This is a genomic window from Actinomadura viridis, assembly GCF_015751755.1.
Lineage (GTDB): Bacteria > Actinomycetota > Actinomycetes > Streptosporangiales > Streptosporangiaceae > Spirillospora > Spirillospora viridis.
In genome coordinates this window covers 1,706,356-1,720,102 of record NZ_JADOUA010000001.1, presented here as the reverse complement: position 1 = coordinate 1,720,102, position 13,747 = coordinate 1,706,356, and the positions used below count along the sequence as shown (strand labels likewise).

Here is a 13,747-nt window from a genome sequence, read left to right as displayed (position 1 = left end):
TTCATTGGAGCAGATCAACGGGCCTGCTCTGACCACATTGGCCGCATGTCGCGGATGTGACGCGGTGGACCTGCGCGGACGCCGGTACTCCGATCCCCGGCGGGGCGGGCGGACCCGCCGGACGCGAGGTACCGGACGGGGACCGCGGGATCAGGCGCGCAGGGCGAGCAGGAGGTCGACCCGGTCCTCCAGGGACGACAGGTCGCGCCCGGTCAGCTCCTCGATACGCCGGATGCGGTACCGCAGCGTGTTGACGTGCACGTTGAGCAGCCGGGCGCAGACCGTCCACGAACCCGAGCAGGCCAGGAACCGCGTGAGAGTGCCGAGGAGGTCGCTGCGGTGGCGCCGGTCGTACCCGATGATCTCGCCCAGGACCTGGCGCCGGAACGCGCGGCGCTCGTCGGCCGGGATCCGTTCCAGCAGCGCGGTGTGGGTGGCCGGGAGCGCCCCGGCGGCCCGGTCCTCGGCGTCCAGCCGGCGCACCACGATCGTCATCAGCCGGGACAGCGGTGTCTCGCGGGGGACCGCGACCAGCGGCACGCCGTACCGGTCGCAGGCGGCGACCAGGTCGTCGGGCACCGGCAGGACGGCCTCGCCCGCGCCCAGGACGGCGACCTTCTTGGCCGCCAGCGCCGCGACGAACGGCGCCGAGTCGTACGGGCCGCGCCGCCACATCAGGCCGGTCAGCACCAGCTCGCCGCCGTCCAGGTACCGGGTGGGATCCGGCAGGTCGGTGACGAACACCTGCTGGACCGGACGGTCCAGCCGCTCCGGGCAGGCCAGCGGGCGAAGCCGCAGCTCCGGATCGTCCAGCAGCTCAGTGATCCGCACGCCGCCACGCTAGGGCCCGGATGTTCGCGCCAGATGCCCGGCGTGTTACACCCGTGAAACGCGACCGGGCCCGGCGGCCCGCCGCGTGGGAACGGCCGTCAGCGCCCGTCCCAGCGGGCGCGGCTCATGTCCACGCGGCGGCCGTCCGCGCGCAGCGGCGTCCCCTCGGCCCGGTACTCCTCCAGGGCGCGGACCTCGTGCCCCGAGGGCGGGCTGCCGTCGGCGCGGATCACCCGCCACCACGGCACCCCGCCGCCGTACAGCGACATCACCCGGCCGACCTGGCGCGGTCCGCCGACGCCGAGAAGCTCGGCCACGTCGCCGTATGCCAGGACGCGCCCGGGCGGTATCCGCTCGACCGCGTCCAGCACCGCTTCGGCATAGTCGTCAGGATCCGCTCTCACCCGCCGATTCTGGCCGTTCGGGGGCGGGTGCCGCCACCGGGGCGGGCATACCGGCGGACGTGGGGGCGGGTGCGGCGGCGGGCATACCGGCGGGCGCCATGGGTCTGCCGGCGCGCAGCCGCCTGAGTGCGAGCCAACCCGCGCAGAGGACGGCGGCCAGGCCCGCGAGCGCCAGGGCGCCGAAGCCGCCCAGGATCGCCGGATCGTAGGGGACGGCCCTGATGGTGTCCGGCCGCTCAGCCCCGAAGAGGGCCTTCGCCCGTACGGCGTCCGGAACGGGGGCGGGTGCGGGCCGTTCGGAGATCTCCCGCGCCGCTTTCAGGGCGCCCGCCGGGTTGACGTACCCGTGGCCCAGGTCGGTGTCGTAGCGGCCCTTCCCCTTCGGATGCCGCGCCGAGGAGGTGAGCGCCTCGACGACCTGGCCGGGGGTGAGCCCGGGGTACTCCGACCTGACCAGCGCCGCCGCGGCCGTCGCCCAGGTGAGCGCGACGGCGCCTCCCCAGAACTCGTAGGTCACGTTCTTCGGACCGGTCGAGATGGTCTTCGTGCCGGGGGCGGCGAGGAGCACCGAGTTGCTCGCGTCGGTCTCCTTCCGGTCGCGCCTCCCCTTGGCGGTGACCGTCCCGACACCGAGCACGCCCGGGACCGCGGCGGGCAGGGCTCCGGCGTCCTCGTCCCGCTTTCCGGCAAGAGCCACGACCAGGGCCCCGCGGCGCTGGGCGTGGGCGACGGCGGCCTGGATCTGGCTGCGGTAGCCGCTGTCGTAGTCGTAGGGTTCGACCGCGATGACCCGGGCCCCCTGGTCGGCCGCGTGGCGGATGCCCTTGGCGATGATCTCGCCGAGGTCGGTCCGGTCCCACCACCTGGCGAAGCCGGGCTCCTTCCGGTTGACATAGACCCGCACCGGGATGAGCGTCGCGCCGGACGCCAGCCCGCGCACTCCCAGCGGAGCGTCGGCGGTCGGCCCGGACCCGACGATCGCCGACGCGATCAGGGTCCCCGCCACGTGCTTGGGACGGGGCGTGCCGACCAGGTCCTTCCCCTTCTCCAGCGCCCCGCCCAGCGTCCGGACGCCCGGTGCCGCCCCGTCGCTGAGCAGGGCGATCTTCACGCCCCTGCCCCGGGTGGTCCGGTGCGCCTCCCGGAAGTCCGCGATGAGCCGGGAGTGCCAGGTGGCCTCGCGGGCCTCCGCCCCCTGCGCCAGGGGCGGGGCCAGTCCGAGCAGCAGGGCACCGGCGACCGGCACGGCGATCCGGCGGATCAGCATCGCACGCCTCGTCTCTCGCAGACATCGGCGTTCGCGGCGAACGTCTGCGCGATCCTGTCGAGAGCCGCACCCGCGAAACGGAAGGTCTCGTCCGTCGCCGCCGGCGGCGGCCCGCCCCGGTCCGCGAGCCACCCGCTGGAGCGGAAGAACAGGTAGGGCGTGCCGTTGGTGTCGAGCCAGAAGGACCGGCGCCGTCGATCGCTGAACGCCGCGGCGGCCGTTCCCGGGACCGGCACCGCGCGCACCCCGTAGCGCTCCTTGACCCCGTGAACGCCGAGCGTGGCACCGAAGTCGCCCTCGGCCTGCGACGCCCGCCGGGTGTCCGGCATGACCGCGATGCCGACGGTCGCCGCCAGGGTGCCGCTGCCGTCGAGATAGGTGGCGCGCAGCGCCGTCCGGCAGCCGTGCTTGGCGAGCACCTTGGCCAGCGCGGCGTCGAACGCGGCGGCGCAGGACGCCTCAGGGGCGATCCCCGCGCGCACGGCCGTCCAGGCCGGTGGATCCATTTCCTTCATGAAGCGGTCGCGGGCGCGGACCTCGACCCGTCCCGGGAAGATCTCGCCCGCCGTGAGGATCCGCCATCGGCCGGCGAGCTCCTTCACCCCGGCGGCCCTGATCTCCGCGTCCGTGGGCTTCCGGGTGAGGTCCACGGCGATGGGGACGACGCCGCCGGCGAGGGCTCCCAGTCCGAGCACCGCGACCGCGATGATCAACAGGAGCGGGGGCCCGGCCCTCCTCGTGGGAGCCGCGCCGTCGGGGGGCGCGGGCGGCATGGGCATGGGAGGCCCGGCGGTAGGGGGCGTGAGGGACATGACGCCCCATGCAACCCGCGCCGCATCTCATCATGATCACGAACGGCGTCCGGAAACGGCCAGGCCACGGGGGGTGCGTTCGCGGTCAGACGGGGTCGTACGGCCCTTCCTGAGGCGTCCGCGGTTCTCCCCTGGCCTGCTGCCGCGGCGCCTGGCCTCCGGCGGGCGGCGCCGGGGCCCACGGGCCGGGCACCGCGCGCGGCGGCGGCACGCCGCCGGCGGACGCCCCCGCGGGCACCGGGGCCGGCCCGGGAACGCGGGGGTGCCGCCGGGCGAGGATGACGGCGATGACGACCGCCGCCACGCCTCCGGCGGCGCCCCCGGCCGTGACGATCACGATGACGGGGGTGACCCAGCCGGGACGGTGGATGATCTCGATCGGCCCCGGTTCGGCGGTGCCGAGGCTCCGGCCCGGGGACCGGCCCGCGGAGCCGCCGCGCGGGGTGGTGAGGGCGTCGGACGCGGCGAGCGCGCGGGCGGCGTTGACCTCGCCGAAGCCGACCTCGGGGTCGTAGGTGCCGGACGGGCCGTACCGGGTGCCCGCGATGATCGCCTGCGTGACCAGGGCCGGCGGCAGCTTCGGATGCCGGGACCGGATCAGCGCCGCTATGCCCGAGACCAGGGCGCTGGAGTCGCTCGTGCCGTCGGTGAGGAAGTACTCGCCGCCGGGACCGGCGACCGGGAGGCCGGCGCCGGGCGCGGAGACCAGCACCGAGTAGTTGCGGTTGGAGAAGGCGGCGCGCTTGTGGCCGGAGCCGGTCGCGGCGACCGCGATGACCCCGGGATAGGCCGCCGGGTAGGAGTAGGGCGCGAAGCCGTCGCCGTCGAGGCGGCGCCGCTTGTCGCCGTCGTTGCCGGCCGCCGACACCACCACCACGCCCTTGCCGATGGCGTAGCCGATGGCCGCGCGCTCCTCCGGGTTCTCGTCGTACTTGCCGAGGGAGAGGTTGACGACGTCGGCGCCGTGGTCGGCGGCGTACCGGATGCCGCGCGCCACCGCGTCCTCGGCCCGTTCGGAGGAACGGTAGAGCCGGTAGCTCGCGTCCTCGCGCTCGGCCAGCGCGCGGATCGCCAGGATCTTGGCCTCCGGCGCCACGCCCATGATGCCGTCGCGTCCGCCGGGGCCGTGCCCGTGCCCGGCGATCAGCGAGGCCATGCCGGTGCCGTGCAGGCGGGCCGGACGGGTGCCGCGGTCGATGTCGGCCAGCATGTTGGGGCCGCTGATCACCGAGCCGGCCAGGTCCGCCTGCCGCGCGTCCACGCCCGAGTCCACCACGGCCACGGTCACGTTCGCGCCGCGGGTGCTCTTCCACGCGGTCTCGGTGTCCAGGGTCGCCAGGACGCGGCGCTGGCGGTCCCGCACCTCGTCGGCGTGCGCGGCCGGGGCGAGGGCGGGCGCGAACGCGGGGGCGGCGGCGAGCGCCAGGGCCAGCAGCGCCACGCCGCCGGTTCTCGGGACGCGCATCAGCACCGCCATTCGCGGCCGGCGCAGTCCGGCCGGGCCTGCATGGAGAGGGGACGGACGATGCCGCGGGCCAGCTGGGGCGCCAGGGCGTACGGGGTGTCGGGGTGGGTCTTGGTGACGGCGGCGGCCGGGCGGCCGTCGGCGTGGCCCGAAGTGGTCAGCATGACGTACGGGCCGCCGCGGTCGGAGGTCCGGTCCTGCCGGGCCGCGTCGATGAAACGGGCGGAGGCCGTGCCGGGGAAGGAGGCGGCGCGCAGCGCGGGGCGCACCCCGCTCGAACGGTCCGGGAGCGGCGTCGCGGGCAGTTCCCGGAACGCCCGGTCGGCCTTCCAGGCGTCGGGGAAGGCCACCACGCCGACCGTGACCACGACGCCCTGGAGCTGGTCGGCGTAGGTGGCGCGGAGCACGGCGCGGCAGCCGTGCCTGCGCAGCACGGCGGCGATCTCGGGGTCCACGGTGGTGTCGCAGCCGGTCTGGGCCGCGATGCCCGTCCGGGAGGCGAACTCGCTCCGGCCCTGGCGGACGGTGTAGGCGACCCGTTCGGGGAAGATCCGGCCCGCCGGCCAGACCTGCCAGCGCCGGGCCACCTCGGCGGCGGCGGCGTGCCGCAGCTCGGCGACGGTCGGCTCGCGGTTCATCGTGGCCCAGGCGCCGGTGAGGGCGATCGCGCTCACCATCAGGTAGCAGCAGCCCAGGACGATCGCCACGACCATCCACTGGCGGGCGTGCAGGCCCAGGACGGCCGGCCGGCCCGGCGGGCCGGTCGGCGGAGGTGCCGGCGGGCCCGGAACGGGCGGCGGCTGGGGGGAAGGGGGCAGGAACGCCACAACGGTCAAGATTAACTCTGGTTTGACCTGTTCCGCCCTGCCGTCAGGGTGACCGGTCAGGAGGGTCCCGCCGGAGAGGCGTCCTCACCGGCGGGCGGCCTCCCGCCCGGTGATCGGCGCTCGGTGGTCAGCGCTCGGTGGTGCGGCGCGCCTCCCGGGCCGCGTCCTTGATCTTCTCGCCGGCCTGTTTGGCACCGCCGGCCACGCGGTCCTTGCGGCCCTCCGCCTCCAGGCCCGGGTCGCGCGACCCGCGGCCGGCGCCCTCCTTGGCCCTTCCCTTGGCGCGCTGGGCGCGGTTCTTCAGCTTGTCCAGCCAGCTCATCATGTCCCCCTTCGGACGATCCGTCGCTCGCCCTGCTCCTCGCCTGCCCCCGCCGCCGCGATTCATGCGGGAAACGGGGAACCGGCCTCGGAGGCCGGCCGGGCGCGAGGCTCGTACCGGCCCGGTCCGGCCGGCCTACCCGGCGCGCCGCCGGCCCAGGCGGTACCGGGCGGCCTCCTGGTGGATCTTCGCCTCGGTCTCCAGCAGCCGGGCCTCGGCCCGTTCCGTCCGCATCCTGGCGCGCATCTCCCCGAAGCTCGGCGTACGGCCCGTCCGGCCGCGGCCCCGGCCCCCCTGGCCGCGTCCCGCCGCGCCCCGGCCGCCTCGTCGGAAGCGTTCCAGCAGTCGCATGGTCGGTCTCCTCCCTCGTCGTCCGCGGCGGAGGGGATGCCCGGCCTGCGCCTTTTCATGCGCGCACCCGTGGTGACGTGCGGGTTCCCGGGCGGGTGGGGTTCGGGGAATGCGGCGCGGCATGGCAAGGTTGTGCGGTGAGGACGAAGGCGTCCGCCCCCGTCAAGCCGAGCGTCAGCACAGGAGCACCCACCGTGTCGTTGCCACCTCTGGTCGAGCCCGCAGCGGAGCTCACCCGCGACGAGGTCAACCGTTACTCGCGACACCTGATCATTCCCGACGTCGGGATGGCCGGGCAGAAGCGGCTCAAGAACGCCAAGGTCCTCGTCGTCGGGGCGGGCGGCCTCGGCTCCCCCGCCCTGATGTACCTGGCCGCCGCGGGCGTGGGCACCCTCGGCATCATCGACTTCGACGTCGTGGACGAGTCCAACCTGCAGCGTCAGGTCATCCACCGGCAGTCCTCGCTGGGCAAGCCCAAGGCCGAGTCGGCCGCCGACGCGGTCCGCGAGATCAACCCGCTGATCGAGGTCGTGGTGCACAACACCGCGCTCGACCGCGACAACATCATGGACATCTTCGGGCGCTACGACCTCATCGTCGACGGCACCGACAACTTCGCGACCCGTTACATGGTGAACGACGCGGCGGTGCTGCTCGGCAAGCCGTACGTCTGGGGCTCGATCTACCGGTTCGACGGCCAGGCGTCGGTGTTCTGGGCCGAGCACGGCCCCTGCTACCGCTGCCTCTACCCCGAGCCGCCGCCGCCCGGCATGGTGCCCTCCTGCGCGGAGGGCGGCGTGCTCGGCGTGCTGTGCGCCTCGATCGGGTCCATCCAGGTGAACGAGGCGATCAAGCTGGTCGCCGGCGTCGGCGAGCCGCTGGTGGGCCGGCTGATGATCTACGACGCCCTGGAGATGAACTACCGCCAGGTCAAGGTCCGCAAGGACCCCGAGTGCCCGCTGTGCGGCAAGAACCCGACGCAGACCGAGCTGCTGGAGGACTACGAGGCGTTCTGCGGCGCGGTCTCCGAGGAGGCCGCCGAGGCCGTCGTCGACGCCACGATCTCGGCCACCGAGCTGAAGGCCATGCAGGACCGCGGCGAGGACATCTTCCTCGTGGACGTGCGCGAGCCCAACGAGTACGAGATCGTCGCCATCCCCGGCGCCACGCTGATCCCCAAGGGCGAGTTCCTGGACGGCAGCGCGCTGGAGCGGCTCCCCCAGGACAAGAAGATCGTCCTGCACTGCAAGTCGGGGGTGCGCAGCGCCGAGGCGCTGGCGGTGGTCAAGAACGCCGGGTTCTCGGACGCGGTCCACGTCGGCGGCGGCGTGCTGGCCTGGGTCAAGCAGATCGACCCGAGCCTGCCGTCCTACTGACCGGCGCGCCTCCCTCCGCGACGCACGAACGCTCGACGCCATGGCCCCCGGCCCGCACCGGCCGGGGGCCGTCGCGTTCCCCGGGCCCGGCCGAGATGAATTCTCGGCGAATCACCCGCCACTCCTGTCACAGAGTGATGTTCCGGTCACTCTGGGGAGGCATCATCGAGGCATCCGTTCACTCGACGAGAGGAACACGATGCCGACAGCACCGTTGAATAGCGTGGCCGCGGTGGGCACCGCGGCGGGGATCACGCTGAGCCTGTTCGCGAGCCCGGCCTCCGCCTCCGCCCACCGGGAGCCCCCGTTCATCAGGGTCGAGGGGCCGTCGCAGGTCTACGACGCCTCCTACGCCAGGGCGAAGACGGTCGTCCTCGTCAAGTACGGGCAGCGCAACACCGTCATCGACCTGGTGGTGAGCGAGTTCCCGCGGGAGGCGATCAACAGGCGGCTCGGGGTGCACGTCCACACCCGGCGCTGCGGCGCCAACCCGGACGACTCCGGCCCGCACTACACCAGGCCCGGGGCCGCGGCGAGCGTACGGCCGCGCAACAAGGAGGTCTGGCTGGACGTCCGGGTCCGTCCGGGCGGCCTGGGCCGTACCCAGACCGTCGTCCCCTGGAGGGTCGGCAAGGCGGCCAGGTCGGTCGTGATCCACGCCAAGCGCACCAACCAGCGCACCGGCGACGCGGGCCGCCGCCTGGTCTGCACCAACGTCCCGTTCGGCAGGTGACGCCGCGCCGGTGACCGAGGGGTGGGCCGTCCTTCACGGGCCCGAAGGACGGCCCCCGACGAAGTCCTCCACCTTGGTCACCAGCCTTCGCACCGGCGCCCGCAGGCGCTCCTCGCGCGACTCGGCCCGCGCGCGCTTGCGGGAGCCCTCCGGGTACCGGCGGTGGGCCCAGGGCGAGGCGGGACGGGCCAGCCGGACGGCCCCGACGAGCGCGAAGATCCCGATGAACAGGCCGACCAGGCCGGTCCAGGTCTTGCCCTTCGCGAGGCTGATCAGCGCCAGCGACAGGTTGAACATCAGCGCCGCCACGAGGTGCCAGGGCTCGCCGGGCACGTCCTTCTGCGCGACCACCTCGTCGACGCCCAGGGGGCGCAGCCCCAGCAGCAGGAGGCCGGACAGCGCGATCGCGATCATCACGACCTCCACCGAGACCCGGCCCTGCTCGCTCCAGTACACGTCCCGCAGGTGGAAGACCAGGGCGAACTCGTCCAGCACCAGCGCCGTCCCCACGCCGAACACCGCCGCGAAGGCGGCGGCGGCGCCCGAGACGGTGTCGGGCACGGCCAGCCCGCCGACGCCGCCGACGCACATGAACAGCAGCCCGAAGACCACGTGGTGGACGTGGTGGCCGCCGGGCGTGACGTTGCCCGGCCACCACCGCACCCGGCGGCGGATCATGCGGACGCTGAACCGGATGAACAGGAACGCGGCGATGAAGGCCACCAGGAAGCAGAACAGCCGCAGCCTGCCGGTGTCCACGATGGCCCGGACGAACCAGTTCCCCATGCGCCCCCGGTTCCCGTGCGCCGCGGCGGCGTCAGGCCGACTTGCGGCTGCGGGGCTTGGCCTCGCCCTTCTTGGCCGGGGAGGGCGCCTTGGTCCCGCCCCGCTCCGGCTTGCCCGCCGCCTTCCCCGTCCGCTTGGCCGGGGCCTTGGCGGCGGACTTCCTCTCCCCGCGTTCCTTCTTGGCCGCCTCCACGCTGGCGCGCAGCGCGCTGAGCAGGTCGGCGGCCGGCTCCTCGGCCGCCTCGGCCTCGGGACGGGTGACCTCCCGGCCCTCGACCTTGGCGTCGATGACCGACTGCAGCGCCTCCCGGTAGGCGTCCTTGTACTCGGCCGGGTCGAACTCCCCCCGCATGCTCTCGATCAGCGAGGTGGCCATGCTGAGCTCCTGCTTGCGGACCTCGATGTCCTCCTCCAGGAACGGGAAGTCGGGGGCGCGGACCTCGTCCGGCCACAGCATGGTCTCCAGGACGAAGACGCCCTCGCGGACCCGCAGCGTCGCCAGGGACTCGCGCTGGCGCAGCGCCACCTTGACGATGGCGACCTGGTCGGACCGCTCCAGCGCGTCGCGCAGCAGCACGTACGGCTTGGCGCCCTGGGCGTCGGGCTCCAGGTAGTACGACTTGGCGAAGTAGATGGGGTCCACCTCCTCCTGCTCGACGAACTGCAGCACGTCGATGCGGCGGCTGGTGGACAGCGGAAGGTCGGCGAAGTCCTCGTCGGTCAGCACGACCATGTCGCCGCTGGGCAGCTCGTAGCCCTTGGCGATGTCGCCGTACTGGACCTCCTCACCGTCGACGGTGCAGACCCGCTTGTACTTGATGCGGCCCCCGTCCTCGCGGTGCACCTGGTGGAAGGAGACGTCCCGCTGCTCGGTCGCCGAGTAGACCTTCACGGGGATCGTCACCAGCCCGAAGGAGATCGCACCCTTCCAGATACTGCGCATGGTCCGTCCTTACCCCGACGCCTGTCCTCCTTAGCCTCGCAACCTGGCGTGATTTACGCCAGAAACACACTCTTGATCCTTTTTTCTCGCAACCGAGGGGAGGGTAAGACGCGGTTATGACCATGCCGTGGCCCGTACGCCCCATGATGGCCGCCACCGGAGAACTTCCCGACGACACCGGACGCTGGGCGCTCGAGCTCAAGTGGGACGGCGTCCGCGTCATCACCTACGTCTCGGCCGACGGTGTGCGGGCCAGCGGGCGCCGCGTCACCGAACTGGCCGGACGCTACCCCGAGCTGTCCGGGCTCGCCGACCTCCTGCCCCAGCACGACGTGGTCCTGGACGGCGAGGTGGTCGCCTTCGAGGACGGGCGGCCCAGTTTCGAACGGCTCCAGCGCCGCATGCACATCGGCCGCCCCGACCCGCGGCTGATCCGGGAGGTCCCCGTCCGCTACGTGGTGTTCGACCTGCTCTACCTCGACGGCCGGCTCCTCTACGACACCCCCTACACCGAGCGCAGGGCGCTGCTGGCGGACCTGGACCTGGGCGGCACCGGGCCGGTCGAGGTGCCCCCGTTCCTGGACGGCGGCGACTCCGCGCAGGTCGCCGAGCTGATGGAGTTCACCAAGGAGCAGCGGCTCGAGGGGCTGATGGCCAAACGGCTCGACTCCCGCTACCGGCCCGGCCGCAGGGTGGACTTCTGGCGCAAGGTGAAGAACTTCCTCACCCGGGAGGTGGTCGTCTGCGGCTGGAAACCGGGCCGCGGGCGGCGCGAGGGCGGGGTCGGGTCGCTGCTGCTCGGCGAGTACGACGCCAAGGGCCGGCTGTGCTTCGTCGGCCATGTCGGCACCGGCTTCAGCGACCGCGCCCTGGACGAGCTGTACGCGACGCTGTGGCCGCTGCGCCGCGCCACCTCCCCGTTCGACGAGCCGGTGCCGCGCGAGTTCTCCCGCGACGCCCAGTGGGTTGAGCCGCGTCTCGTCGGGGAGGTCGCCTACAGCGTACGGACCAGGGACGGCCGGCTGCGCTTCCCCACCTGGCGCGGCCTGCGCGACGACAAGGACCCCCTCGAGGTGATCGGTGAGCCCTGACAAGACCAGCGTCGACGTGGAGGGCAGGGAGCTGACGCTCTCCAACCTCGGCAAGAACCTCTACCCCGCCTTCACGAAGGGCGAGGTCATCGACTACTACGCGCGGATCGCGCCGGTCATGCTCCCGCACCTGAAGGACCGTCCCGCCACCCGCATCCGCTGGCCGGACGGGGTGCGCGGCGGCTCGTTCTTCGAGAAGAACGCGCCCGCCCACACGCCCGGCTGGGTCCGTACCGCGACCGTTCCCACGCCGGGCAGCTCCACCGGGCGCGACTCCCTGGAGTTCGTCGTCGTGGACGACCTGCCCACGCTGGTCTGGTGCGCCAACCTCGCCGCGCTGGAGCTGCACGTGCCGCAGTGGAAGGTGGGGCCGCGCGGCAAGCTGCACGACCCCGACCTGATGGTGTTCGACCTGGACCCGGGGGCGCCCGCGACGATCGTCGACGCCTGCGAGGTCGCCGTGCTGCTGCGCCGGCTGCTGGCCGCCGACGGCCTCGACTCCCACCCCAAGACCAGCGGCAAGAAGGGCCTGCACCTGTACGTGCCGATCAAGGAGGACGACCGGACCTCCGCCTACGCCAAGGAGGCCGCGCAGCGCCTCGCCGCCGACCATCCGGACCTGGTGGTCAGCAAGATGGACAAGCGGCTGCGCAAGGGGAAGGTCCTGGTGGACTGGAGCCAGAACAACCCCGCCAAGACCACCGTCGCCCCCTACTCGCTGCGGGCGGCCGAGCGGCCGGGCGTCTCCACCCCCCTCACCTGGGAGGAGCTGGAGGGCTGCGACGAGGCCGGCGACCTGGCCTTCTCCCCCGACGAGGTCCTGGAGAGGGTGGACGAGCACGGCGACCTCCTGCGTCCCCTTCTCGACGAGCACGAACAGGCCCTTCCCTAGACCGCCGGAGGGCATAGACGTCCTCAGCGCCGGGTAGGACCTGGCAGCTCTTGCAGGAGAGGAGACCCCGGAATGAGCGAGATGAACCCAGTCGAGCCCGACCCCCTGGCCACCGAGGAGGAGCGGCCCGAGGAGGCGCCCGAGGCCGACGCCGCCGAGCAGCGGCTCGCCCTGCGCGAGGATGAGGGCGCCCCGGAGGCGCCGCAGCCGGTACCCTTCGACGCGGACGAGGCGGACCTGGCCGAGCAGCGGCGGGTGGTCGAGCTGGACGAGGACGACTACCGCTGACCCGGGTGTCACCGGCCTGCCCCGGCCCTCACGACTCCTCGTCCCGGCGCCTCTCCGCCGTTTCCCCCGACCTCCGCGTTGTGGGTGACCGGCGAGGTTACCGGCGCGTAGGATGAGGGGATTGGTTCCCAGCGGCGGGTACCCCTTTCCGTCGCACTGATTCGGTGATCGGAGAGTGTGGTGACCGCGACCCCGGACGCCCGCCCTCGTGGCACGCGACTGCCGCGACTGGCGCGCCGCAGGCAACTGCTCGGCGCGGCCCAGGAGGTGTTCGTCGCCCAGGGCTATCACGCCGCGGCGATGGACGAGATCGCCGAGCGCGCCGGCGTCAGCAAGCCGGTGCTCTACCAGCACTTCCCCGGCAAGCTGGAGCTCTACCTGGCGCTGCTGGACGAGCACGCCGAGGGCCTGGTGAGGACCGTCCGCGAGGCGCTGGAGTCCACCACGGACAACAAGCTGCGCGTGCAGGCGAGCATGCGGGCCTTCTACGACTTCGTGGCCGGTGAGGGCGAGGCGTACCGCCTGGTCTTCGAGTCCGACCTGCGCAACGTGGCACCGGTGCGCGCCCGGGTGGAGCGGGCCAACCACCAGTGCGCCGAGATGATCGCCCGCGTGATCGCCGAGGACACCGACGCCCCCACCGACGAGGCGTACCTGCTCGGCATGGGCCTGGTGGGCATGGCCGAGGTCAGCGCCCGCTACTGGCTGTCGCAGCAGCGCGCCGTCCCCAAGGACACCGCCGAGAAGATCATCGCCCGGCTCGCCTGGCGCGGCATCTCCGGCTTCCCGATGACCCCGGCGGGCTGACCGGCCGGCCGACCCGCCCGCGGCACGCACGCTCTCGTGCGCCGGGCCCCGCTCGTACGGCGGGCCCCGCTCGTACGGCGGGCCCCGTTCTCGTGCGCCGGTCCCGTTCACTCGCGGCGAAGCCGCCCGGCGGCGTGCCGGGCGTTCTCCGTGCGACCATCGGGTGAGGACGTCCCGCCGGGCCTGGCGGGGCGGCGGTGACAAGGGAGCAGCGCGTGCAGGTTCGCATCGGCGTCCAGTTCGTGGCCAAGGAACTCGTGGTCGAGACGGCACAGTCCGCCGACGAGGTGCAGGAGGCCCTGGCCGAGGCGCTGGCCGGGCCGCGGGGCGTGCTGGTGCTCCAGGACCAGCGCGGCGGCCGGGTGGTCGTCCCCGCCGAGCGGCTGGGCTACCTGGAGATCGCCGAGGAGGCGGGCCGCACCGTGGGCTTCGGCGGCCAGTAAGCCCGACCGCGCCCGGAGCGCACCCGGAGCGCACCCGGCCGGAGCCCGTTCCGACCCCCCTTCCCAGCCCCTTCCGAGGCCGTTCCAGAGCCGACCGAAGTGCCCGTTT

General features: G+C 73.5%; 16 protein-coding genes and 2 pseudogenes. 7 read left to right on the top strand and 11 right to left on the bottom strand.

Annotated features, from left to right (window positions below):
* Positions 1-150: 150 nt before the first annotated feature.
* The 9 genes and pseudogenes from IW256_RS43225 to IW256_RS07530 form a co-directional block, all read right to left on the bottom strand.
* Positions 151-363: pseudogene (locus IW256_RS43225) on the bottom strand (PucR family transcriptional regulator); the annotation flags it as partial.
* Between the two features lie 123 nt (positions 364-486).
* Positions 487-831, bottom strand: a pseudogene (locus IW256_RS43220) (PucR family transcriptional regulator ligand-binding domain-containing protein); the annotation flags it as partial.
* 98 nt (positions 832-929) lie between these two features.
* Positions 930-1,235: an MGMT family protein gene (locus IW256_RS07560; protein ID WP_197010270.1), complete on the bottom strand. Its 306-nt coding sequence runs from the start codon at positions 1,233-1,235 to the stop codon at positions 930-932.
* On the bottom strand, positions 1,219-2,502 hold the full coding sequence (locus tag IW256_RS07555; protein WP_197010269.1) for a S8 family peptidase: 1,284 nt from the start codon (positions 2,500-2,502) through the stop codon (positions 1,219-1,221). The genes IW256_RS07560 and IW256_RS07555 overlap by 17 nt, the downstream gene beginning before the upstream one ends.
* A complete protein-coding gene (locus IW256_RS07550; protein WP_197010268.1) occupies positions 2,496-3,197 on the bottom strand; it encodes a hypothetical protein in 702 nt (233 codons plus the stop codon). The genes IW256_RS07555 and IW256_RS07550 overlap by 7 nt, the downstream gene beginning before the upstream one ends.
* 202 nt (positions 3,198-3,399) lie before the next feature.
* Positions 3,400-4,779: a S8 family peptidase gene (locus IW256_RS07545; RefSeq protein WP_197010267.1), complete on the bottom strand. Its 1,380-nt coding sequence runs from the start codon at positions 4,777-4,779 to the stop codon at positions 3,400-3,402.
* On the bottom strand, positions 4,779-5,615 hold the full coding sequence (locus IW256_RS07540) for a hypothetical protein (RefSeq protein ID WP_197010266.1): 837 nt from the start codon (positions 5,613-5,615) through the stop codon (positions 4,779-4,781). Before IW256_RS07540 ends, IW256_RS07545 begins: the two co-directional genes overlap by 1 nt.
* A gap of 118 nt (positions 5,616-5,733) precedes the next feature.
* A complete protein-coding gene (locus IW256_RS07535) occupies positions 5,734-5,928 on the bottom strand; it encodes a CsbD family protein (protein WP_197010265.1) in 195 nt (64 codons plus the stop codon).
* A 135-nt stretch (positions 5,929-6,063) separates the two neighbouring features.
* On the bottom strand, positions 6,064-6,279 hold the full coding sequence (locus IW256_RS07530; RefSeq protein WP_197016847.1) for a hypothetical protein: 216 nt from the start codon (positions 6,277-6,279) through the stop codon (positions 6,064-6,066).
* A gap of 194 nt (positions 6,280-6,473) precedes the next feature.
* On the opposite strand from IW256_RS07530, the gene moeZ reads away from it, so the two are divergent.
* Both moeZ and IW256_RS07520 read left to right on the top strand, forming a co-directional pair.
* Positions 6,474-7,655: an adenylyltransferase/sulfurtransferase MoeZ gene (moeZ, locus tag IW256_RS07525; protein WP_197010264.1), complete on the top strand. Its 1,182-nt coding sequence runs from the start codon at positions 6,474-6,476 to the stop codon at positions 7,653-7,655.
* 232 nt (positions 7,656-7,887) lie between these two features.
* A complete protein-coding gene (locus IW256_RS07520; RefSeq protein WP_197010263.1) occupies positions 7,888-8,388 on the top strand; it encodes a superoxide dismutase family protein in 501 nt (166 codons plus the stop codon).
* Positions 8,389-8,421: 33 nt separating this feature from the next.
* On the opposite strand, the gene IW256_RS07515 is transcribed toward IW256_RS07520, so the two are convergent.
* Positions 8,422-9,174: a hypothetical protein gene (locus tag IW256_RS07515; protein WP_197010262.1), complete on the bottom strand. Its 753-nt coding sequence runs from the start codon at positions 9,172-9,174 to the stop codon at positions 8,422-8,424.
* 31 nt (positions 9,175-9,205) lie between these two features.
* Complete coding sequence (ku, locus tag IW256_RS07510) at positions 9,206-10,117, bottom strand: non-homologous end joining protein Ku (RefSeq protein ID WP_197010261.1); 912 nt, start codon at positions 10,115-10,117, stop codon at positions 9,206-9,208.
* Positions 10,118-10,233: 116 nt separating this feature from the next.
* On the opposite strand from ku, the gene ligD (IW256_RS07505) reads away from it, so the two are divergent.
* The 5 genes from ligD (IW256_RS07505) (at position 10,234) to IW256_RS07485 (ending at position 13,638) form a co-directional block, all read left to right on the top strand.
* Entirely contained in the window at positions 10,234-11,208 is a 975-nt protein-coding gene (gene ligD / locus IW256_RS07505; RefSeq protein ID WP_197010260.1) for a non-homologous end-joining DNA ligase, read from the top strand.
* Positions 11,198-12,100, top strand: a complete 903-nt coding sequence (ligD, locus tag IW256_RS07500) for a non-homologous end-joining DNA ligase (protein ID WP_197010259.1) — start codon at positions 11,198-11,200, stop codon at positions 12,098-12,100. Before ligD (IW256_RS07505) ends, ligD (IW256_RS07500) begins: the two co-directional genes overlap by 11 nt.
* Positions 12,101-12,172: 72 nt before the next feature.
* Complete coding sequence (locus tag IW256_RS07495; protein ID WP_231403694.1) at positions 12,173-12,388, top strand: hypothetical protein; 216 nt, start codon at positions 12,173-12,175, stop codon at positions 12,386-12,388.
* A 180-nt stretch (positions 12,389-12,568) separates the two neighbouring features.
* The gene (locus IW256_RS07490; RefSeq protein ID WP_197010258.1) at positions 12,569-13,195 is read left to right on the top strand and encodes a TetR/AcrR family transcriptional regulator; all 627 of its coding nucleotides are present in this window, start codon (positions 12,569-12,571) and stop codon (positions 13,193-13,195) included.
* A 215-nt stretch (positions 13,196-13,410) separates the two neighbouring features.
* Complete coding sequence (locus tag IW256_RS07485) at positions 13,411-13,638, top strand: DUF3107 domain-containing protein (protein WP_197010257.1); 228 nt, start codon at positions 13,411-13,413, stop codon at positions 13,636-13,638.
* The last annotated feature ends 109 nt before the right edge of the window (positions 13,639-13,747 follow it).

What these genes read in the sequence shown, in the direction of transcription:
- IW256_RS07555 (WP_197010269.1), bottom strand. Translation starts at nt 2,502, where the DNA reads ATGCTGATCCGCCGGATCGCCGTGCCGGTCGCCGGTGCCCTGCTGCTC.
- IW256_RS07545 (WP_197010267.1), bottom strand. Translation starts at nt 4,779, where the DNA reads ATGCGCGTCCCGAGAACCGGCGGCGTGGCGCTGCTGGCCCTGGCGCTC.
- IW256_RS07535 (WP_197010265.1), bottom strand. Translation starts at nt 5,928, where the DNA reads ATGAGCTGGCTGGACAAGCTGAAGAACCGCGCCCAGCGCGCCAAGGGA.
- IW256_RS07530 (WP_197016847.1), bottom strand. Translation starts at nt 6,279, where the DNA reads ATGCGACTGCTGGAACGCTTCCGACGAGGCGGCCGGGGCGCGGCGGGA.
- IW256_RS07515 (WP_197010262.1), bottom strand. Translation starts at nt 9,174, where the DNA reads ATGGGGAACTGGTTCGTCCGGGCCATCGTGGACACCGGCAGGCTGCGG.
- ku (WP_197010261.1), bottom strand. Translation starts at nt 10,117, where the DNA reads ATGCGCAGTATCTGGAAGGGTGCGATCTCCTTCGGGCTGGTGACGATC.
- ligD (WP_197010260.1), top strand. Translation starts at nt 10,234, where the DNA reads ATGACCATGCCGTGGCCCGTACGCCCCATGATGGCCGCCACCGGAGAA.
- IW256_RS07495 (WP_231403694.1), top strand. Translation starts at nt 12,173, where the DNA reads ATGAGCGAGATGAACCCAGTCGAGCCCGACCCCCTGGCCACCGAGGAG.